22 protein-coding genes, 1 tRNA gene and 1 riboswitch are annotated in these 18,333 nt (G+C 70.0%); of the genes, 14 read left to right on the forward strand and 9 right to left on the reverse strand.

From position 1 onward, the window contains the following. Window positions 1-37 precede the first annotated feature (37 nt). Together ABZ532_RS22530 and rdgB are read left to right on the forward strand one after the other, a co-directional pair. Entirely contained in the window at window positions 38-415 is a 378-nt protein-coding gene (locus ABZ532_RS22530; protein WP_361286458.1) for a hypothetical protein, read from the forward strand. Between the two features lie 41 nt (window positions 416-456). Next, window positions 457-1,059, forward strand: a complete 603-nt coding sequence (gene rdgB / locus ABZ532_RS22535) for an RdgB/HAM1 family non-canonical purine NTP pyrophosphatase (protein WP_361286461.1) — start codon at window positions 457-459, stop codon at window positions 1,057-1,059. A gap of 54 nt (window positions 1,060-1,113) precedes the next feature. Here the strand turns inward: rdgB and ABZ532_RS22540 are convergent. From ABZ532_RS22540 to bcp, 4 genes are all read right to left on the reverse strand, one after another. Next, window positions 1,114-1,189, reverse strand: a tRNA-Leu gene (locus ABZ532_RS22540). A gap of 58 nt (window positions 1,190-1,247) precedes the next feature. Next, on the reverse strand, window positions 1,248-1,904 hold the full coding sequence (locus tag ABZ532_RS22545; protein WP_361286464.1) for an HNH endonuclease signature motif containing protein: 657 nt from the start codon (window positions 1,902-1,904) through the stop codon (window positions 1,248-1,250). Further along, a complete protein-coding gene (locus ABZ532_RS22550; protein WP_361286467.1) occupies window positions 1,901-2,587 on the reverse strand; it encodes an HNH endonuclease signature motif containing protein in 687 nt (228 codons plus the stop codon). The genes ABZ532_RS22545 and ABZ532_RS22550 overlap by 4 nt, the downstream gene beginning before the upstream one ends. A 112-nt stretch (window positions 2,588-2,699) precedes the next feature. After that, the gene (gene bcp, locus ABZ532_RS22555; protein WP_361286470.1) at window positions 2,700-3,167 is read right to left on the reverse strand and encodes a thioredoxin-dependent thiol peroxidase; all 468 of its coding nucleotides are present in this window, start codon (window positions 3,165-3,167) and stop codon (window positions 2,700-2,702) included. Between the two features lie 142 nt (window positions 3,168-3,309). Here bcp and ABZ532_RS22560 point away from each other — a divergent pair, with 142 nt between their 5' ends. The 3 genes from ABZ532_RS22560 to ABZ532_RS22570 all read left to right on the forward strand — a co-directional run bounded on the left by ABZ532_RS22560 (window position 3,310) and on the right by ABZ532_RS22570 (window position 4,506). Beyond that, complete coding sequence (locus ABZ532_RS22560; RefSeq protein ID WP_361286473.1) at window positions 3,310-3,630, forward strand: DUF3618 domain-containing protein; 321 nt, start codon at window positions 3,310-3,312, stop codon at window positions 3,628-3,630. Between the two features lie 55 nt (window positions 3,631-3,685). Continuing rightward, window positions 3,686-4,024: a co-chaperone GroES gene (locus ABZ532_RS22565; RefSeq protein WP_338676976.1), complete on the forward strand. Its 339-nt coding sequence runs from the start codon at window positions 3,686-3,688 to the stop codon at window positions 4,022-4,024. Between the two features lie 68 nt (window positions 4,025-4,092). Then, window positions 4,093-4,154, forward strand: a riboswitch (guanidine-III (ykkC-III) riboswitch). 31 nt (window positions 4,155-4,185) lie between these two features. Continuing rightward, a complete protein-coding gene (locus tag ABZ532_RS22570; RefSeq protein ID WP_361286477.1) occupies window positions 4,186-4,506 on the forward strand; it encodes an SMR family transporter in 321 nt (106 codons plus the stop codon). 95 nt (window positions 4,507-4,601) lie between these two features. Here ABZ532_RS22570 and ABZ532_RS22575 read toward each other — a convergent pair whose 3' ends face one another. Further along, window positions 4,602-6,791 carry a transglycosylase domain-containing protein gene (locus ABZ532_RS22575; RefSeq protein ID WP_361286769.1) on the reverse strand — a complete coding sequence of 730 codons (2,190 nt, stop codon included), beginning with the start codon at window positions 6,789-6,791 and terminating at the stop codon, window positions 4,602-4,604. A 337-nt stretch (window positions 6,792-7,128) separates the two neighbouring features. On the opposite strand from ABZ532_RS22575, the gene ABZ532_RS22580 reads away from it, so the two are divergent. The 5 genes from ABZ532_RS22580 to ABZ532_RS22600 all read left to right on the forward strand — a co-directional run bounded on the left by ABZ532_RS22580 (window position 7,129) and on the right by ABZ532_RS22600 (window position 11,972). Next, entirely contained in the window at window positions 7,129-7,929 is an 801-nt protein-coding gene (locus ABZ532_RS22580; protein ID WP_361286480.1) for an ABC-2 family transporter protein, read from the forward strand. Beyond that, a complete protein-coding gene (locus ABZ532_RS22585) occupies window positions 7,922-8,725 on the forward strand; it encodes an ABC transporter permease (RefSeq protein WP_361286483.1) in 804 nt (267 codons plus the stop codon). The genes ABZ532_RS22580 and ABZ532_RS22585 overlap by 8 nt, the downstream gene beginning before the upstream one ends. Window positions 8,726-8,749: 24 nt before the next feature. Beyond that, window positions 8,750-9,748 (forward strand): ATP-binding cassette domain-containing protein, encoded by a 999-nt coding sequence (locus tag ABZ532_RS22590; RefSeq protein ID WP_361286772.1) that lies wholly within the window; start codon window positions 8,750-8,752, stop codon window positions 9,746-9,748. A gap of 88 nt (window positions 9,749-9,836) precedes the next feature. After that, a complete protein-coding gene (locus tag ABZ532_RS22595) occupies window positions 9,837-10,517 on the forward strand; it encodes a DUF1707 domain-containing protein (RefSeq protein ID WP_361286775.1) in 681 nt (226 codons plus the stop codon). Between the two features lie 111 nt (window positions 10,518-10,628). Next, window positions 10,629-11,972 carry a DUF445 domain-containing protein gene (locus tag ABZ532_RS22600; RefSeq protein ID WP_361286486.1) on the forward strand — a complete coding sequence of 448 codons (1,344 nt, stop codon included), beginning with the start codon at window positions 10,629-10,631 and terminating at the stop codon, window positions 11,970-11,972. Window positions 11,973-12,073: 101 nt separating this feature from the next. Here the strand turns inward: ABZ532_RS22600 and ABZ532_RS22605 are convergent, their stop codons facing one another. Both ABZ532_RS22605 and ABZ532_RS22610 read right to left on the reverse strand, forming a co-directional pair. Then, window positions 12,074-12,379: a hypothetical protein gene (locus ABZ532_RS22605; RefSeq protein ID WP_361286489.1), complete on the reverse strand. Its 306-nt coding sequence runs from the start codon at window positions 12,377-12,379 to the stop codon at window positions 12,074-12,076. Window positions 12,380-12,424: 45 nt separating this feature from the next. Further along, window positions 12,425-13,369 (reverse strand): CHRD domain-containing protein, encoded by a 945-nt coding sequence (locus tag ABZ532_RS22610; protein WP_361286492.1) that lies wholly within the window; start codon window positions 13,367-13,369, stop codon window positions 12,425-12,427. A gap of 114 nt (window positions 13,370-13,483) precedes the next feature. Between ABZ532_RS22610 and ABZ532_RS22615 the strand changes: the two genes are divergently transcribed. Both ABZ532_RS22615 and ABZ532_RS22620 read left to right on the forward strand, forming a co-directional pair. Then, a complete protein-coding gene (locus ABZ532_RS22615) occupies window positions 13,484-13,927 on the forward strand; it encodes an SRPBCC family protein (RefSeq protein WP_361286495.1) in 444 nt (147 codons plus the stop codon). Between the two features lie 25 nt (window positions 13,928-13,952). After that, entirely contained in the window at window positions 13,953-14,216 is a 264-nt protein-coding gene (locus ABZ532_RS22620) for a DUF1876 domain-containing protein (protein ID WP_361286498.1), read from the forward strand. A gap of 59 nt (window positions 14,217-14,275) precedes the next feature. Here the strand turns inward: ABZ532_RS22620 and ABZ532_RS22625 are convergent, their stop codons facing one another. After that, window positions 14,276-14,566, reverse strand: a complete 291-nt coding sequence (locus ABZ532_RS22625; RefSeq protein ID WP_361286501.1) for an acylphosphatase — start codon at window positions 14,564-14,566, stop codon at window positions 14,276-14,278. Window positions 14,567-14,726: 160 nt separating this feature from the next. Next, on the reverse strand, window positions 14,727-15,731 hold the full coding sequence (locus tag ABZ532_RS22630) for a hypothetical protein (protein WP_361286504.1): 1,005 nt from the start codon (window positions 15,729-15,731) through the stop codon (window positions 14,727-14,729). Between the two features lie 94 nt (window positions 15,732-15,825). On the opposite strand from ABZ532_RS22630, the gene ABZ532_RS22635 reads away from it, so the two are divergent. Both ABZ532_RS22635 and ABZ532_RS22640 read left to right on the forward strand, forming a co-directional pair. Beyond that, a complete protein-coding gene (locus tag ABZ532_RS22635; RefSeq protein ID WP_361286777.1) occupies window positions 15,826-16,596 on the forward strand; it encodes a class E sortase in 771 nt (256 codons plus the stop codon). 71 nt (window positions 16,597-16,667) lie between these two features. Further along, window positions 16,668-18,176, forward strand: a complete 1,509-nt coding sequence (locus tag ABZ532_RS22640) for a LamG domain-containing protein (RefSeq protein WP_361286507.1) — start codon at window positions 16,668-16,670, stop codon at window positions 18,174-18,176. Window positions 18,177-18,333 lie beyond the last annotated feature (157 nt).

The following is an 18,333-nucleotide window of genomic DNA, read 5'->3' on the forward strand; positions in this document are numbered from 1 at the left end:
CGTACGCCCGTCCGTATCCAGGGGAGGACCACGTTCCATGCGCAGCCGCAGAATCGCACTCGCCGTCGTCACCGCCGTCGCGCTCACCGGAGCCGTCGGATGCAGTGCGGTCGACAAAGCGCTCGACTGTGTGAAGACCGCCGACGCGATAGCCACCAGCGTCGACAACCTCTCGCAGGCGGTGTCCAGCGCGAGCAACGACCCCACCCAGCTGAACGAGGCCCTCGACAACATCGACCAGGAACTGGGCAACCTCAAGGACACCACCGACAACGCGGACCTGGCCACGGCCGTCGACAACCTCAGCAAGGGCGTCGACAACGTCCGCACCGCCGTCCAGAACGGCGACAACACCCCCGACATCCAGCCCATCACGGACTCCGCTGCCGAGATCGGCAAGGTCTGCACCCCCTGAACCCCGGCAATCCCCGCGGCTGCCTTGGAGATACTGGGCACATGACCCGCCTGATCCTCGCGACCCGCAACGCCGGGAAGATCAACGAACTCCACGCGATCCTCGCCGACGCAGGTCTCACCCACGACCTCGTCGGCGCGGACGCCTACCCCGAGATCCCCGACGTCAAGGAAACCGGCGTCACCTTCGCCGAGAACGCCCTCCTCAAGGCCCACACCCTCGCCCGCGCCACCGGCCTCCCGGCCGTCGCCGACGACTCCGGCCTCTGCGTCGACGTCCTCGGCGGCGCCCCCGGCATCCTCTCCGCCCGCTGGGCCGGCACCCACGGCGACGACACCGCCAACCTCAACCTGCTGCTGGCCCAGCTCTCCGACATCCCCGATGCCCACCGCGGCGCCCACTTCGCCTGCGCCGCGGCACTCGCCCTCCCCGACGGCACCGAACGCGTGGTCGAGGGGCGCCTCATGGGCGCGCTGCGCCATGACCCGGTCGGCACCAACGGCTTCGGCTACGACCCGATCCTCCAGCCTGAGGGCTACGAGATCACCTGTGCGCAGCTGACCCCGGAGGAGAAGAACGCGATCAGCCACCGGGGGAAGGCGTTCAGGGCGCTGGTGCCGGTGGTCAGGGAACTGCTGGGCTGAGGCGGACACACGACGAAGGCCCGGCACGCGGTAGGCGCGCCGGGCCTTCGGACTTGGTGCGCCCGGTCGGATTCGAACCGACAAACACGACCACCTAAAGATCGCCGCTCAGCCCTTGGCGTACGGACGCAGGCAACGCGCCTACTCTACTGGGCGAAGTCAATCCCGGCAGCGAGTGGTCGGCACCGTCAGCGTCGCGTGGTGCCGCGGCACCAGGTACGGGTCGTCGCGTGACAATTGGGGCACAGCAGCCGCAGGTTCTCCCGGCGGTCGTCGCGCCAGTCCCCATTGATGTGGTCGATCTCCAAGGTCATTGGGCGCCCGAACCACTCGGGGCCGGTCCCGCACTCGGCACATTCATCGGCCACCCCCACCTCCTGAAGCGCGCGACGCAGGTGCACCGTCCGTGTGCGGCGTTCCCTGTCGTGCTTGACCAGCACGTCCTGGGCTTGCCGGGCCGTGGTGCCCGGCTTGCCCCTCCGGTGCCCTTGTCCCAGGAAATGCGTGGTGTCCAGACCGCCGTCGGCGATCCACGCCTTCAGCAGAGTCCGCTGGCTCGTGTTGTCCGGCCGGCCGAGGCGACGAAGCGTGTCGGTGAGAGAGACGGCAGCCGCCACCGCCTCACGGAGTTCTCCAGTGGAAGGCCGGGGACTGCCTCGACGGTAGCGACGGTTACGGGGGAAGTGTGAGACGTCGATGCCGTAGTGGGTCAAACGCTCCATCAAGTACCGCTTCAAGTTCCCGTATGGGCGGGTGCCCAAGAATGCGATGACCTCGTCCATGTCGTGGCAGGACCGAGCCGCCTCGGCCAGCAGTTCACATGGGTAGCGATTGGATGGGCTCATCGAGCGCGGCCCTGGCTTGGGACCGTTCGCTCATCGGTTCCGGCTGCTCGCCTGCCTGCCTTGCCGCGCCCGCGGTAGGTGTCCGTAGTGGAATGGCAGTTGGGGCAGAGGAGCCGGAGGTTCTCGGCGCGGTTGTCGCGCCAGTCCCCATTGATGTGGTCCACCTCCAGGGGCAGTGGACGGCCTCGCCAGACCGGTGCCGTACCGCACAGCGAGCAGCGCTCCGCAGTACCCATGGCCATCAGTGCCCGCTTGAGGCGATCGCCCGGGATCCGGCGTGCACGTGAGGGTTCCTGCTTGACCAGCAGTTCCTGCGGGCTCCGGCGGAGCCGCTGCCCAGCTCGGGGCGGTGGGGCGAAGTGCGACGTGGAAATGCCATACCTCGCGATGCGTCGACTGATGTTCGTGTGGTGACCGCCGACGACGTCGACGCCTAGGCGTCGGAGTACCTCAGTGACGCTTGTCGAGGCGGCAACCACAGGTTCGAGCACGTCCCTCGTCCACCGCGTCCCCTCGCGCTCGAAGTGGGTGGTGTCCACGTCCAGCCGCTTCATCCGGTCATGGATGTAGCGTCGCGACGCGCCCTTCGGGTCGACCCCCAACTTCGTCAGCGCCTCGGACAGCGTCCTCGACGACCGTGCTGCCTCCGCCAGGCGCTCACGCGTGTACGGACTGACCGGCATCGTCCCCCTCCGTTCCGGCCGTGTGTTCGTGGCCTCGCACGGAGTAACGAACCGGATATCGGATGGTCACGCCCCCGCGTGAGCGTGACCATCCACCGCAGGGTCCAGGGACTCAGATACCCAGATCCTTGATGATCTTGGCGACGTGGCCGGTGGCCTTGACGTTGTACAGCGCCCGTTCCACCTTGCCGTCCTCGCCCACGACGATCGTCGAGCGGATCACCCCGGTCACCGTCTTGCCGTAGAGCTTCTTCTCGCCGAAGGCGCCGTAGGCCTCCAGGACGGACTTCGACGGGTCCCCGACCAGCGTGACCTTCAGGCTCTCCTTCTCACGGAACTTGGCGAGCTTCTCCGGCTTGTCCGGGGAGACGCCGATGACGTCGTAGCCGGCGCCCGCGAGGAGGTCCAGGTTGTCGGTGAAGTCGCAGGCCTGCTTGGTGCAGCCGGGGGTCAGGGCGGCGGGGTAGAAGTAGACGATGACCTTGCGTCCCTTGTGGGCGGCGAGCGAGACCTCGTTGCCGTCCGCGTCGGGCAGGGTGAAGTCCGGGGCGGTGTCGCCGGGCTGGAGTCGCTCGCTCATTCTCGGTTCTCCTCAGAGGGGACGGGCGTACGGCACCGAGCGTAATAGGGGTGCCATGGGGTGTGGCGTGCGTCGAGCTGACAGACTGTCGATGACGTAGCAGTTGACGAAGACATACGGATACGACCACGGAGGCGGCGCAGTGTCGGATTCCAGGACCCCTGCGCAGATCGAGGCGGATATCGTCCGCCGCCGCGACCTGCTGGCCGAGACGCTTGATGAGATCGGTGTGCGGGTGCACCCGAAGACGATCATCGGGGATGCGAAGGCCAAGGTCGCCGCGACCGTCGACCACACGGCCGGGCGGGCGTTCGTCGCCGCGAACCGGCTGCTCACGGATGTGAAGGCGCGCTTCGTGCATCACGACGGCGCGCCCCGGCTCGAGCGGGTGGTGCCGGTGGCCCTCGCCGTCGTGGGGGTCGTCGGTCTGCTGGCGCTGTCCACCAGGAAGCGGAAGGTGTGACCGGCAGTGCCCCCGGCGAGGTGCGCGGCGGGCCGGGGCAGGTAGGTTCGTGCTTGTGAGCGAGAACACGCACGACAAGCTGCCGATCAAGATGCTGCACGACCGGGTGCTGGTCCGGTCCGATGCCCCGGAGGGGGAGCGGCGTTCCGGGGGCGGCATTCTGATTCCGGCCACCGCCGCCGTCGGTCGTCGGCTGTCCTGGGCCGAGGTGGTCGCGGTCGGGCAGAACGTCCGCACGGTGGAGCCGGGTGACCGGGTGCTGTACGACCCGGAGGACCGGGCCGAGGTGGAGGTGCGCGGGGTCGCGTACATCCTCATGCGTGAGCGTGATCTGCACGCGGTGGCGGCCGACCGGTTCGAGGGCGGCGTGGATTCGACGGGTCTGTATCTGTAGCGCCGGCATCTGCGGCGACGGCGTGCCCGGGAGGGCCTGGTGACCATGGTCGCCGGGCCCTCCTCGGCGTTGCTACGGTGGTCCGTACCCGACGAGACGCGCCGTACCGGGCTGGCAAGGACGACGCACCCCGTATCCGCTTCGTCTCGGAGGTGCCCGTCATGGCCTGGGTCCTGTTGCTGCTCGCCGGTCTGCTCGAGGTCGGCTGGTCGGTCGGTGTGAAGTACACCGACGGATTCACCCGGCTGTGGCCCAGTGTCCTCACCACTGCCGGGATCGTTGCGAGCATGCTCCTTCTGTCCTGTGCCGCGAGAACGCTGCCGATCGGTACGGCGTACGGGGTCTGGGTCGGCATCGGTGCGGCCGGTGCGGCGGTGTTCGGCATGGTCGTGCTGGGGGAGCCGGCGACCGCCGCCCGGATCTTCTTCGTCGTGCTGCTTCTGGTGGCCGTGGTGGGTCTGAAGGCGACCTCGGGGCACTAGGCAGTGGTGTCAGGCCGTGGTGTCGGGCCGTGGTGGAGGAATCCGGCCTGGTTCGGGGGCTGCGGCGCTGTCCGTGAGCCACGGTCTGAGCCCCGTCACCGGGTGGGGGGAAGCGCGGGGAGGCCTGTCCAGGGGCCGTCGGTGCGCCCCTGCGCCGGGAGGCCTCGGCTCGGAGCCGTATGCCCCGGGGCGGGCCTGCGCGGTCCGCGGTCCGTTTCCGCCGATGGGCGGTTCGTGGCGCGTCCCGGGGCCGGTGGTGCCATCGGGACGATGTCGTCTTCGGTGTCGTCCTCGTCCCGGCCCTCGCCTTCGGGCCGGTCTCCCTCGTCGGACCGCCCGCGTCCGGAAGGCTCGTCGTCGAGCCAGGGCCCCTCCGGTCCCAGTTCCTCCTCCGCATCCTCGTCGAGCAGCAGGTCGAAGTCCGTGACCCGCCTGCCCTTCAGTGCGTCCGCCGTGTACTGCGCCCAGATCCGGGCCGGGGGGCCGCCGCCGCTGATCCTGGCGTACCCCAGAGCCCCGTACAGCGGCTTGTGCACCCCGGTGTCCGGGTCCTGGCCCATCACGGCGACGACCGTCGCCAGCTCGGGTGTGTAGCCCGCGAACCACGCCGCCTTGTCGTCCTCCGCCGTGCCCGTCTTCCCGGCGGAGGGCCGCCCCGCCTGCTGCGCCGCGGCGCCCGTGCCCTCCTCCACCACGCTCCGCAGCATCAGCGTGGTGGTGTCGGCGGCCTCCCGGCTGATGGCCTGTTCGGTCTCTCTTTCGGGCAGCTCGATTTCCTCGCCGCTCCTGGAGATGCTCTCGACCAGCGAGTACGTGCCGTGCCTGCCGTGGTTGGCGAGGGTCGCGTACGCCTCCGTCAGCTCGAGGACGCTCGGGGTCGCCACGCCGAGCGCGATGGACGGATATGCCGTCAGGTCGGGGGTGCCGGGCGGGACGCCGAGGGCGATGGCCGTCCGTCTGACCCGGGCGGGGCCGACGTCCTGCGCGAGCTGGGCGTACACCGAGTTCACCGATGAGTCCGTCGCGGCGCTGACCGTCATGGGGCCGTACGAGCGGTTGTCCTCGTTCTCCGGGGCGTAGCCGATGGGCCCGTCGGGGCCCTGCACCTCGCGCTGGTCGGTGCCGTCGTACACCGTTTCGGGGGTGATCCGGCGGCCGTCCTCGGTGCGGGAGCCGTGCTCGACGGCGGCTGTGAAGACAAACGGCTTGAAGGTGGAGCCGACCTGGTAGTCCCGGCGTGTGGCGTTGTTGACGAACTGTCGGGTGTAGTCGACACCTCCGTACATCGCGACCACCTTTCCGGTGGCCGGATCGATCGAGGCGCCGCCGACGCGGACGTTGCGGTCGGCGGCCCGTCCGGCCTTCCGGTGGGTCATCACATGGTCGTCGACGGCTCTGACGAGAGCGTCCTGCTTGGGCTTCTGCAGGGTGGTGACGATCCGGTAGCCGCCGCGTGCGAGGGTGTTGTCGTCGATGATCCCGTGGCCGACGAGGTAGTCCTCGACCGCCTGGACGACGTAGCCGCGCTGTCCCGACAGTCCGGTCGCGGGGCGTGCGGGTCCTGGCGCGGGGAAGGTCATGGCCGCGCGTTCGGCCGGGTCGAGCCAGTGCTCCTTCGTCATGCCGTCGAGTACGTAGTTCCAGCGGGCGAGCGCGGCGGGCTTGTTCTCGGGGCGGGTCGTCACGTCGAACGCGCTGGGAGCGTTGAGCAGGGAGGCGAGGTAGGCGCCCTCCGCGGTGTCCAGCTCGGACACGTCCTTGCCGTAGTACGCCATGGCCGCGGCCTGGATGCCGTACGCGTTCCGCCCGAAGTAGCTGGTGTTGAGGTAGCCCTTCAGGATGTGGCTCTTGCTCTCCTCGCGGTCCAGCTTGATCGCGATGAAGAACTCCTTCACCTTCCGGGTGATGGTCTGTTCCTGGCCAAGGTAGTAGTTCTTGACGTACTGCTGGGTGATGGTGGAGCCGGACTGTCTGCCCTTGCCGGTGAGGGTGTTCCAGCCGGCGCGGATCATCGCCTGGGGGTCGACGGCCCGTTCGGTGTGGAAGTCCCGGTCCTCGGCGGCGAGCACGGCGTGCTGGACCGTTCGCGGCACCTGCGCCAGCTCGACGTTCTCCCGGTTGATCTCGCCGTCACGGACGATCTGGGTGGTGCCGTCCGCGTAGAAGTAGACGTTGGACTGGGCGACGGCCAGGGCGTTGGCCGGTGGGATGTGGACCAGCAGGTATCCGGCGATGAAGCCGCCGAAGAGGAGCAGCCCGCCGACCAGGAGCGCGCCGCACAGCATCCGCCAGGTGGGAACGAGACGGCGCAGTCCGGTGCGGGGCGGGCGGGGTCTGCCGCTTCTGCTTCCCGTACCCGCCGTGTCCCCCGTGCCCTCCGCGTGGTCCGGGACCCGCTGCCTCGCCTGCTCGTCGCTCATGTCGGTGGGGACTCCTCGGCCCGTTGGTCGCGGACGCTTCTCTACAGGGTTATTTCGGACGAATAGCCCGGTGTGCCCATACTGCCCCGCTTGTCCTTCTCGCGCCGATAACCCCCGTACCGCCGGTCCGAATACGGTCGCGTGGCAGATCCCTTTGGGCTAGGGTCGGGCGCTTTGGCTCCCATGACCTGAGGAGGCTGGTGTGCGGCTCTACGGAGTCGTGGCCGCAGGCGGGTTCCGGCGCTATGCGACCTACCGAGTGGCCACCGCCGCAGGAGTGTTCACCAACACGGTCTTCGGCTTCATCGTGGCGTACACCTATGTCGCCCTGTGGAGTGAACGCCCGCACCTCGGCGGATACGACCTTCCTGAAGCCCTCACCTATGTGTGGCTGGGTCAGGCCCTCCTGATGACCTGCGCGATGCTCGGCGGCGGCTTCGAGGACGAACTCATGGAGCGCATCCGCACGGGTGACATCGCCATCGACCTCTACCGCCCCGTCGACCTCCAACTGTGGTGGCTGGCCGGGGACCTGGGGCGCGCGACGTTCCATCTGCTGGGCCGGGGTGTCATCCCGATGGTGGTGGGCGGGCTCGCCTTCGATCTGGCGCTGCCCGGCTCGCTGCTGGTCTGGCCCGCGTTCCTGCTCTCCGTCGTGCTCGGCGTCGTCGTGAGCTTCGCGGTCCGCTATCTGGTGGCACTGTGCGCCTTCTGGCTGATGGACGGCACGGGCGTGCTGAACATCGTCTGGCTCGCCGGGATGTTCTTCTCCGGGATGCTGCTGCCCCTCACCCTCTTCCCCGGCGCGCTGGGAGAGGTCGCGCAGGTCCTGCCCTGGTCCGCGCTGCTCCAGGTGCCGGCCGACATCTTCCTCGGCAAGCACACCGGCTGGGGGCTGGCCGGGGCGTACGCCTTCCAGGCCGGCTGGGCGGTGGCGCTGCTCGCGGCCGGGCGGCTGGTGCAGTCGGCCGCGACCCGCAAGGTGGTGGTCCAGGGTGGCTGACGCGCTGCGGGCCTATGTGCTGATCGCCGTGATGTGGATCCGCTCGACCATGACGTACCGGGCGTCATTCGTCATGACGGCGTTCGGGAACTTCGCGGCGACCGGCTTCGACTTCGCCGTGATCCTTCTGATGTTCGCGCATGTGGACGAGCTCGGCGGGTACACGCTGCCCGAGATCGCGTTCCTGTACGGGGCCGCGGGGACGGCCTTCGGCCTCACCGATCTGCTCATGGGGGCCCTGGACCGGCTCGGCCGCCGGGTGCGCGACGGCACGCTGGACACCTTCCTGGTGCGGCCCGCTCCGGTGCTCGCCCAGGTGGCCGCCGACCGTTTCGCGCTGCGCCGCCTCGGCCGGATCCTCCAAGGGCTGCTGGTCCTGGGCTACGCCCTCCTCACCCTGGACATCGCCTGGACCCCGCTGAAGGCCGCCATGGTGCCGCTGATGGTGCTGAGCGGTACGGCGATCTTCTCGTCGGTCTTCGTCGCGGGCGCGGCCTTCCAGTTCGTCGCTCAGGACGCCGCCGAGGTGCAGAACTCGTTCACGTACGGCGGCAACACCCTGCTCCAGTACCCGCCGACGCTGTTCGCGAAGGACCTCGTGCGGGGCGTGACCTTCGTCGTGCCCCTGGCCTTCGTCAACTGGCTGCCGGGACTCCACGTCCTGGGGCGGCCCTATCCGCTGGACCTGCCGGGCTGGCTGGCGTTCACCCCGCCGCTCGTCGCGGTGGGGTGCTGTGCGCTCGCCGGGGTGGCCTGGCGGGCGGGTCTTCGTTCCTACCGCAGTACCGGGAGCTGATGCGCTGTGGAACCCGTGAAGTCCATGGAGACCCTCATCGAGCTGGAGGACGTCGAAAAGGTCTTCGACGTCCGCCGCAAGGCCGGCCGGCTGCGCCGGGAGAAGACACAGGTGCGGGCCGTCGACGGTATCTCCTTCCGGGTGCCGCGCGGCGAGATGGTCGGCTACATCGGCCCCAACGGCGCCGGGAAGTCCACCACCATCAAGATGCTGACGGGCATTCTGACGCCCAGCGGCGGCCGGCTGCGGGTCGCCGGGATCGACCCCGCGCGGGAACGGGCCCGGCTCGCCCGGCGGATCGGGGTGGTGTTCGGGCAGCGCACCACCCTCTGGTGGGACCTGCCGCTGATCGACTCGTACCGCCTCGTCCACCGGCTGTACCGGATCCCCGACTCCCGCTACCGCGAGAACCTCGACCGCTGCGTGGAACTGCTGGACCTCGGCGAGCTGCTGGACGTGCCCGTACGGCAGCTCTCGCTCGGGCAGCGGATGCGCGGCGACATCGCGGCGGCGCTGCTGCACGACCCCGAGGTGCTGTACCTCGACGAGCCGACCATCGGCCTCGACGTCATGTCGAAGGCGAAGGTGCGGGAGTTCCTGCGGGAGCTGAATGCCGAGCGGGGCACGACGGTGCTGCTCACCACGCATGATCTGACCGATATCGAGCAGTTGTGCAGGCGGGTGATGGTCATCGACCACGGCCGGCTGGTGTACGACGGTGATCTGGCCGGACTGCACGAGGTGGGTGCGAGCGAGCGCACGCTGGTGGTGGACCTGGAGCGGGAGCTGCCGGCGATCGAGGTGCCCGGGGCCCGTACTGCACGGGTGGAGGGCCCCCGGCAGTGGCTGGCGTTCCCCGCGTCGGAGTCGGCGGCTCCGATCGTGGCCGCGATCGCGTCGGACTATCCGCTGAAGGACCTGTCCGTACGGGAACCGGACATCGAGACCGTGATCGCGAAGATGGTGTACCAGGCAGGGGCCGACGGGGCGGCGCAACAGCGTGTTCGAGCCCCCGCCCCTTGATTACGCTTCTCGTATGACAAGCGATCTTCCGGAGAGACGCGAGATGCGCGACACAGCCCCGATGGGTGAGGTGCGCGCGACGGGTGAGATGCGCGCCTCCGACGCCGAGCGGGAGCGTGTCGCCGAGCTTCTGCGCGAGGCGGTCGCCGAGGGTCGGCTCGACATGGAGGAGTTCGGGGAGCGCCTGGACGCCGCGTACAAGGCGCGCACCCACGGGGAACTGGAGCCACTGGTACGGGACCTCCCGGCACCGGCGCCGAGCGGGCCCTCCGCACCGGCGGTGGGGCCGGTGGGCGGCGATGCTCCGTGGCCGCAGCGAATCGGCAGGCCGGCGAGCTCCCGTGGCGCGTTCGCCTTCTGGGGCGGTTTCGGGCGCAAGGGGACCTGGACCATCGGCCGTCTCTTCACCGCCGTCGTCGTGCAGGCGGGCGGGGAGATCGACCTGCGCGAAGCGAGCTTCGAGGACCGGGAGACCGTGATCCGCTGCATAGCGATCATGGGAGGTGTCGAGGTCATCGTGCCCCCGGACCTGCACGTGGACGTCCATGGCTTCGGCTTCATGGGCGGATTCGCCGAGAACCACCGCTCCGCCGCCCCCGAGATCGCTCCGGACTCCCCACGGGTGACGATCACCGGCTTCGCCCTGCTGGGCGGTGTCGGCGTCGAGCGCAAGCTCCGCAAGGCCGACAAGCTCCGGCTGAAGGAGGCCCGCCGCCGCGCCCGCCTCGAGAGGCGTGAGCGGCGCCGGTCGCGGGGCAGCCTCGAATAGCCCCTAGGTGACCATTCAGGGTTACCCAGGGCCCGCCGCGGGAACTCGACATGCACCCCGGGAGTAGGTCAGATAGGGAAGGGACGATACGTACGCGGACGGGTGGAGCGGATGAAACGTACTGAAGGCGCCCAGCCGGACACACCGGCGGGCACCCGCACCGCTGCGGGGGCCAGGGTCGCGCCGCTCGCCTCGTTCGCGTACACCGCCGCCGACGAGGAGAAGCGCCGCGGTGTGCGCCGGATGAAGCTGACCGCGACCGGGCTGCTCCTCTTCGTCGCGGTGGTCTTCGTGCTCGCTACCTGGGCGAAGAACTCCGGGATCGAGGGCTGGCCCGGCTATGTGGCGGCGGCCGCCGAGGCGGGCATGGTCGGTGCGCTGGCCGACTGGTTCGCGGTCACCGCCCTGTTCAGGCACCCTCTCGGCATTCCCATCCCGCACACCGCGATCATCCCCAACAAGAAAGACCAGCTCGGTGCCTCGCTCGGCTCGTTCGTCGGCGAGAACTTCCTGTCGGCCGATGTCGTACGGGCCCGGCTGCAGTCCCTCCAACTAGGTGGCAGGGTCGGTGCGTGGCTTGCCGAGCCCGCGCACGCGGACCGGGTCACATCGGAGCTTTCCACGGCACTGCGCGGCGCACTCACGGTGCTCCGCGACTCCGATGTCCAGGCGGTCGTCGGTGAGGCGATCACGCGTCGCGCGGAGGCGGCCGAGATCGCCCCGGGCATCGGCAAGACGCTGGACAAGATCGTCGCCGACGGCGCCCACCATCGCGGCGTCGACCTCATCTGCGCCCGCGCCCACGACTGGCTGGTGTTCCACGCCGACTCGGTGATGGACGCGGTCCAGGGCGGAGCACCCGGCTGGACCCCGCGATTCGTCGACCGGAAGGTCGGCGAGCGGGTCTACAAGGAGCTGCTGCGCTTCGTCACCGAGATGCGTGACTCTCCCGGCCATCCCGCGCGCGGTGCGATCGACCGTTTCCTCGCCGACTTCGCCGCGGATCTCCAGGCCGACACGGACACCCGTGTGCGGGTGGAGCGCATGAAGTCGGACTTCCTGGCGCGCTCCGAGGTGCAGGACGTCATCGCCTCCGCCTGGGCCTCCGTGCGTACGATGATCATCTCTGCCGCGGACGACGAACGCAGCGAGCTGCGGCTGCGTGCCCGTACCTCCCTCATGGCCTTCGGCGCCCGGCTGGCCACGGACGGACGTTTGCAGCGAAAGCTGGAGGGGTGGGTCGAGGAAGCCGTGGTGTACGTCGTCACCACGTACCGCACCGAGATCACGTCCCTGATCAGCGACACGGTCGCGAGCTGGGACGCCGAGCACACCTCACGCAAGATCGAGGCCCATATCGGCCGCGACCTCCAGTTCATCCGGATCAACGGCACGGTGGTCGGTGCGCTGGCAGGCCTGGCCATCTACACGGTCGCACATGCGCTGGGCGCGTGACCCGACCTTGCCGGTCGGGGTCACGCGCCCAGCTCCAAGGGGGAGTTGCCTAGGAATACGCGGGGGAACACCCCTGTGTTCAAAGCGAGTTCAGGGCGATCTCAGAGCGAATGGGAGCGGGTGACGGCCCAGGAGGCGAGAGCCATCCCGCCGGCCGCGGTGAACACGGCGGGCCACGCGCCCAGCTTCTTCGCCAGCGGATGCGAGCCGGCGAAGGCCGCGACATAGGCCGCGCCCAGTCCGGCCGCGGCCTTGCCCCCGGCCTCCCGCTGCCACTGCCGCGCGGCGGCGGCCCCCGCCGCGGCCAGCGCGACCCCTCCGAGCGGCCGCTTCCCGGTCCAGCGGGCGATTCCGTACCCGCCGATGAGTCCGCTCGCCGCGACGGCCGCTGACGGGATCCTGGACATGGTGCGCCGCCCTTCTTCGGGTGTTCGTTCGACTGGGCCCCGAGCTTAGGCGAGCTGTCCGCGCACGGCCCCGTCGGGGAACTCCGCGGTGTGGATGTTGGCGTAGTAGTCCTGCGGGTCGTCCTGGACCCGCTTCACCACGGCGCGCTTCACTCCTTCCAGGCGCCCGGACACGGCGAAGATCCCGTCCGGCACCGGCCGGTTGAAGAAGTCGAGGACGACATCGCCGTTCCTGCCCGGGGCGCCCTTGTGGAGATGCCCCTTGGACGGGCTCTGGATGTTGAACCAGGCATACGCGTAGTCGATCGCCGTCCCGTCCGTACGCAGCTCGGCCATGGCCCGCCCGTCGGGGTCCCCGACCTTCGACCTGTCGCCCTTCGGGACCTCCTGACCACCGCTGGCGAGCGCCCGCAGCGCCCCGGCGCGGGGCGCCCCGCCGACCGCCTGCCTGGTGATCGCCAGCGGGCTGAGGCTCTGTCCCAGCCGGGTGAGGCGGCCCTGTACGGAGCCGCCCGGAAGCTGCGCGCTGCGAAGATCGACGGTGAAGCCGGTGGGGTTGACCACGATGCGCCCGGCGAGCCCAGGGTCGGTCAGCTCGACCTGTCCGGCGGCGGCCCGCACGGTGTCGGGCATCGCCTTGCTGATCAGCGCCACCTTGGCGGGGGCCCTTTTGCCCGTGGGGCCGTCCGTGCGGCGGTTGCCCTCCCCGTCACCCTCGTGGAGATGACCGGACTCCGGTACGAAGCCCTTCCACCGCAGTGCGAAGAAGACCCGGTCGGCCATGACCGTGATCACGGCGACCGCCGTGCCCTCGCGGGCACCGGTCAGCGTGGCGGCGTAGCTCACGGGGATGCCGTTCACGAGGCTGCCTGCCACGGGAACGGCGGCGGCGGGCCTGGCACGGGCGGCAGCGGCTCCGTCGAGACCACCGACAGCACCGACGACACCGGCCACCATTGCCGCGGACACCACTACAGGAAGACGCCTCATGCGCGACTCAACGCGGATCACCGGGCTCGGGACACGTGCGCACCGCCGCGGTGTCCGCCGTTGCGGTGAAGCGCCCTGGATCGCACCCTGGTAACAGAGACAGGGGAGACCACCATGCCCACTCTCGAGGAACAGATCGACATCACAGCACCCGGTGACGTGGTCTGGGACCACCTGCACCAGGTCGAGGACTACCCGCGCTTCGTCGGAGGAGTCCGCGAAGCCCGGCGCGAGGGCGCATCGGGCATCCACATGGATCTGGAGGGCGTACGGGGCAGCGCACACGCGATCGACGCCGCCACCGAGGACCTCAGGCCCGAGGAAACGATGACCTGGAGGACCGTGGAAGCCCCGCACCTCAGCGGCTCCGTCTCGCTCCTCCCGCTCGACGCGACCCACACGAGGGTCCAGGTGCGTATGGAGTACGACCCCGGCGAGGCGCACGACGCCTTCGGGGGCCCCAAGGGGTTCGCCCAGTCGTCCGCCTTCGAACGGACCGTCCGGCAGGACCTCCACCAGTTCAAGGACCTGGTGGAGCTCGCGTACCCCGCCAAGTAACGCCCGTACGGCGAAGGTGATCCTCATGACGCAGCACTGGAACATCGACCTCTCGTTCGAGGAAGACGGGACCCGGACCGCCTGCATGGCCTCTCTCAGCGGCCCCGACGCCCCCGGCGTCCAGGGCCTGGGCATAGCCAGGCGCAGTCCGGGCGACACCCCGGACACGAAGATCGGCGAGGAACTGGCAGCAGCCCGCGCCTGCTCGAAGCTGGCCCACGAACTGGTGGACCGCGCGGCGGCGGACGTGGAGAACCACACCCACCGCCCGGCCGACATCGCGATGTGAGCGAGCACGTGGGGAAGGGCCGGCCGGCTGCTGCTCCGGTCCCTCCCCGCGTACGGCCCTCAGCCCTCCGGCTTGGGCGCCGTCACCCGCACCTCGAACCCCTCCACACCCTGAGGCGCCTCATCGGCCACCTCCACCCGCCTCACCTCCGCCGCCGGAGGCCCCTCCCGTGTCCACCGCACCACGGTCTCCACGGCATCCGACTCCCCTTCGAAAACCGCCTCCACGTTCCCGTTCGCCAGATTCCGCACCCACCCGGACACCCCGTACTCCAGAGCCACCCGCCGGCAGGTGTCCCGGTAGAACACGCCCTGGACCAGCCCTGACACGATCACGCGCTTCCGCACCATGCTCCGGATCGTACGAGCCACCCGCCTCCCGCGGGTGGCACCCGCTCGCGGTGAGCCGCCGAGTCCTGCCCTTCTGTTCACGGTGCATCGCGCGCTGCTGAGATGTCCAAGGGCAGCGTGCAGGTCATGTTGCCGGAGGCTCCCAGGGAAGGAGGGTCACTCAGTTCCGGTCGGCGCCGTGGCACTCCCTGTACGCCGTTCCCGTCCCGCACCAGCAGTCCGCCCCCTTCGCCGGCGGCCACGGCATCGCGCGGCCGCGGGCGGCGAGAGTGGTGGCGTACTGGGGGAGCAGGTGGGGGTCTTCGGGGGAGGTGGCTTCGGAGGCGGCGAAGGCCTCGTAGGAGGGAACCGTGCCGGTGACGATGCCCAGGTTGCCCGTGCCGGCGGTGGAGAGGTCGCGCAGCGCGGATTCGATGGAGGTCAGGTGCGTCTCGTGGGCGGGGTACTCCGCCGTCAGTGCCGGGTAGGCGGTGAGGAGTTCGCTGAGTTCCCCGGTCGTCCAGTGGAGCACGGCGACCGGGAAGGGGCGGGAGAGGGCTGCGCGGTAGGTGCCGAGTTCGGTGCGCAGGCGGGCGATTTCGGCGCGGAGCTCGGTGGGGTCGGACGAGCCGAGGGCCCAGAGGCGGTTGGGGTCGTGGAGTTCGTCGAGCGGGACGGCGGCCGTGTGGAGGTGGTCGGCCAGGTTGTCCCATTCGTCGTGGGGGAGGGCGAGCAGGCGGCGGACGCGGTGGCGGCCGGTGAGGAGGGACTGGGTGGCGTAGGAGATCTCGTCGTCCGGGGCGATGAGTCGCGTGACGGCGGTGGTGAAGGTGTCGTGGGCCGCGTCGAGCTCGTCGTGGGCTTCCAGGGTCTCGGCGATGATCTCCCACGGGGCCGCTTCCTCGGGGGCGGCCACGCGGATGCCCTCGATGAGCGCCCGGGCCTCGGCCTCGTGGCCGTACTCCCACAGGTTCGCCGCTTGCAGGGCCTTGATCAGGTACGGGTTGTCCGGGGCGTCCGCGAGCAGGCCGTCGTAGAGGCTGGTCGCGCGGGTGCGGTCGCCCGACAGTTCCAGGTGGGCCGCGGCTTGGAGCAGCAGCGGTTCACTGTCCTCGGGGTACTGCTCCGCGGTGCGCAGCAGACGCTCGGCTTCGGCGGTGTGGTCGGCAGGCGTGTCGGGGCGCATGATGCACACCGTACTGCCGTATGGCCGTACTGCCGTAGGCCCCTTCACGGCTCTGGTGAGTTGTCGGCGCTGCCCTTATCGTGCGGCCGTGCGGATACCCGTGATCGTCCACCGGTGGCGGACGCGCCGCAATGGCCGGGTCGTGCTCGCCCGGGGGCTGTGGGCCCTGGCCGAGGCTGCCGTGACCTTCGGTGTGGTCGTGCTGCTCCTCGTCGGCCATCAGATCTGGTGGACCAACCGGCAGGCGAGAGACGGGGCACAGCGCCAGGTGCGGGCCCTGGAGCGGGAGTGGGGCGTGCCCGCGCCGGCGGAGCACATGCGTGATCCCGGGGACGGTGCCGCAACCCCCGAAGCGGAAGGGACGGTCGGCGGGGCGGAGGCGAGGGCACCGGCTCGTCGCGAGGCGCCCCGCTGGGAGCGGGCCTATGCCATCCTGCGCGTCCCCCGGCTGGGACTGGTCGCCCCGGTCGCCGAGGGCACGGCGAATCGCGGTGTACTGGACAAGGGGTACGTCGGGCACTACCGAGGGACCGCCCAGCCGGGGCAGCCCGGGAACTTCGCGGTCGCCGGGCACCGCAACACCCACGGCGAGCCGTTCCGTTACATCAACCGGCTGCGGGCGGGCGACGCCGTCGAGGTCGAGACACGTGACGCCGTGTTCACCTACCAGGTCGACAAGCGGTTGCCCCAGACCTCCGCGCGGGACGGCGGGGTGATCGCGGCCGTCCCGCGGAGCGGCGTGAAGCCGGAGTACGGGTACGGCGGGCCCGGCTACTACCTGACCATGACCACGTGCACGCCCGAGTACACGTCGAAGTACCGGCTCGTGGTGTGGGGGAAGCTCGCCTCGGTGCGACCCCGCTGAGACAGCCACTTACAATCAGTGGATTTTCCTGTCAGGTGATATTTCGCTGATATACGCATGGGGGCGGCATCATGGTGAGCAGACGAGGCCTGCTGGGCGGGGCGGCCGTCATCGGCGCGGGAGCGCTGTCCGGTGTGGCGGCAGGAGCGCGGTCGGCCGCGGCGGCGGAGTCGGGGGCGGCGCCCGCGCCGCTCGGTCCCGTTGCCGTACCGCATCTGATCGAGGCGGACCGGATGGTGCAGTACCAGCGTCTGCTGGCCGCCGGGCATCTTCCCGACGGGCTGGCCGGCCACTGGCCGCTTGACGGCGGCGGAGCGGATCGGTCCGGGAACGAGCGGGCCGTCACGCTGGGCGCGGGGGCGAGCTGGAGCGCCCTGCGGGTGGCGGGGGAACTGACCTTCGACGGCACCCCCCACGCGTACGCGGCCACGGCGTCCGTGCTCGACACCGCGTCCCCTTTCACGGTCTCGGCATGGGTCCGGCTCTCCGACGGCCTGGAGCGCGGGGCTGACCCCGGCAATCCGGCGAACGGGGCGGACATGAAGAACTGGTACACGGCGGTGAGCCAGGACGGGGCCAAGTGCAGCCGCTTCCTGCTCCATTACTCCCCGGACGCCGGGACCTGGGCGTTCCGGGTCCGCGACGAGGACCAGACGGCCAAGCCGACGGTGGTCGCTTCGCTGCCCGCCAAGCCGGGCCTGTGGACGCACCTCGCCGGGGTGTGGGACGGCGCGAAGATCCACTTGTATGTCGACGGCGTGCTGCAGGGCAGCGCCGACGCGGCGATCTCATGGGCCGCGACCCGGGGCTTCAACATCGGACGAGCCTGCCTGGACGGCGCGCCGGTGAACCGCTTCAAGGGCTCCGTCGCCGATGTGCGGGCCTACGCGAGGGCGTTGACAGGTGATGAGGTCGCCCTGGTGAGCGGCCTCAGGGGCCGCAGCAACAACGTCTACCTGGTCGGCGAGACGCCGTCGGTGGTCTGGGGGCAGCCGTCGCAGCCCGCCAGCTGGGTGGCCAAGGCCCGCTGCTCCTCGTTCATGACCCGCGTCCTCGCATACACCTACCCCTGGGCCACGGACGGCTACTTCACCACGCACTTCCACGACCGGGGCCCCGAGGCCGAGGACTACCACGACGCCTTCAATGCCGGGGCGGGCCCGCGTTTCAAGAAGATCCGCAAGGTCGCCGACCTCCAGCCCGGCGATCTCATCGCCATCGACTACAAGGGCAGCGTGGAGGGGAGCACGGGCCACATCGTGATGGTCCGTGACGTCAAGGGCGTCTACACGGGGTCCGGGAACGTCTCCGGCGATACCCAGTACGCGGTGGAGGTCATCGACTGCAGCGCCAGTCCGCACGGTGTCTACGGGGCCACCGACTATGCGCGGTTCCCGGACACGAGGATGGTGGGCGTGGCGGACGGCGGCGACCTCGAAGGGGTCGGTATCGGGCACATGATGTTCTACGCCTCCAACGCGACCGGCGAGTTCTCGCGGTACCGGACGAGCGTCAACGCGGGGACTGCGAAGACGTACACCGTCGCGCAGCGGTCCGTCGTGGCGGCGCGCATCGTGTGACGTGCGTGGGGGGTGTGGGACGGGTCTGGGGTGCCGGACGGGTCTGCGGGGGCGGCGGGTTGCGGGAGTCCTGAGTTGTCCACAGGGGAACCCGCGATCGATTTTGCTCGTGTATAACGAGTGAAGGTCCGTATCAAAGATGCGGAGATGGCGAGTT

This window comes from Streptomyces sp. NPDC019396, from assembly GCF_040632375.1.
GTDB lineage: Bacteria > Actinomycetota > Actinomycetes > Streptomycetales > Streptomycetaceae > Streptomyces.

What these genes read in the sequence shown, in the direction of transcription:
- rdgB (WP_361286461.1), top strand. Translation starts at nt 457, where the DNA reads ATGACCCGCCTGATCCTCGCGACCCGCAACGCCGGGAAGATCAACGAA.
- ABZ532_RS22605 (WP_361286489.1), bottom strand. Translation starts at nt 12,379, where the DNA reads ATGTCCAGGATCCCGTCAGCGGCCGTCGCGGCGAGCGGACTCATCGGC.
- ABZ532_RS22640 (WP_361286507.1), top strand. Translation starts at nt 16,668, where the DNA reads ATGGTGAGCAGACGAGGCCTGCTGGGCGGGGCGGCCGTCATCGGCGCG.
- ABZ532_RS22545 (WP_361286464.1), bottom strand. Translation starts at nt 1,904, where the DNA reads ATGAGCCCATCCAATCGCTACCCATGTGAACTGCTGGCCGAGGCGGCT.
- ABZ532_RS22590 (WP_361286772.1), top strand. Translation starts at nt 8,750, where the DNA reads ATGGAGACCCTCATCGAGCTGGAGGACGTCGAAAAGGTCTTCGACGTC.
- ABZ532_RS22530 (WP_361286458.1), top strand. Translation starts at nt 38, where the DNA reads ATGCGCAGCCGCAGAATCGCACTCGCCGTCGTCACCGCCGTCGCGCTC.
- bcp (WP_361286470.1), bottom strand. Translation starts at nt 3,167, where the DNA reads ATGAGCGAGCGACTCCAGCCCGGCGACACCGCCCCGGACTTCACCCTG.
- ABZ532_RS22570 (WP_361286477.1), top strand. Translation starts at nt 4,186, where the DNA reads ATGGCCTGGGTCCTGTTGCTGCTCGCCGGTCTGCTCGAGGTCGGCTGG.
- ABZ532_RS22630 (WP_361286504.1), bottom strand. Translation starts at nt 15,731, where the DNA reads ATGCGCCCCGACACGCCTGCCGACCACACCGCCGAAGCCGAGCGTCTG.
- ABZ532_RS22595 (WP_361286775.1), top strand. Translation starts at nt 9,837, where the DNA reads ATGCGCGCCTCCGACGCCGAGCGGGAGCGTGTCGCCGAGCTTCTGCGC.
- ABZ532_RS22610 (WP_361286492.1), bottom strand. Translation starts at nt 13,369, where the DNA reads ATGAGGCGTCTTCCTGTAGTGGTGTCCGCGGCAATGGTGGCCGGTGTC.
- ABZ532_RS22620 (WP_361286498.1), top strand. Translation starts at nt 13,953, where the DNA reads ATGACGCAGCACTGGAACATCGACCTCTCGTTCGAGGAAGACGGGACC.
- ABZ532_RS22615 (WP_361286495.1), top strand. Translation starts at nt 13,484, where the DNA reads ATGCCCACTCTCGAGGAACAGATCGACATCACAGCACCCGGTGACGTG.
- ABZ532_RS22625 (WP_361286501.1), bottom strand. Translation starts at nt 14,566, where the DNA reads ATGGTGCGGAAGCGCGTGATCGTGTCAGGGCTGGTCCAGGGCGTGTTC.
- ABZ532_RS22600 (WP_361286486.1), top strand. Translation starts at nt 10,629, where the DNA reads ATGAAACGTACTGAAGGCGCCCAGCCGGACACACCGGCGGGCACCCGC.
- ABZ532_RS22575 (WP_361286769.1), bottom strand. Translation starts at nt 6,791, where the DNA reads ATGCTGTGCGGCGCGCTCCTGGTCGGCGGGCTGCTCCTCTTCGGCGGC.
- ABZ532_RS22550 (WP_361286467.1), bottom strand. Translation starts at nt 2,587, where the DNA reads ATGCCGGTCAGTCCGTACACGCGTGAGCGCCTGGCGGAGGCAGCACGG.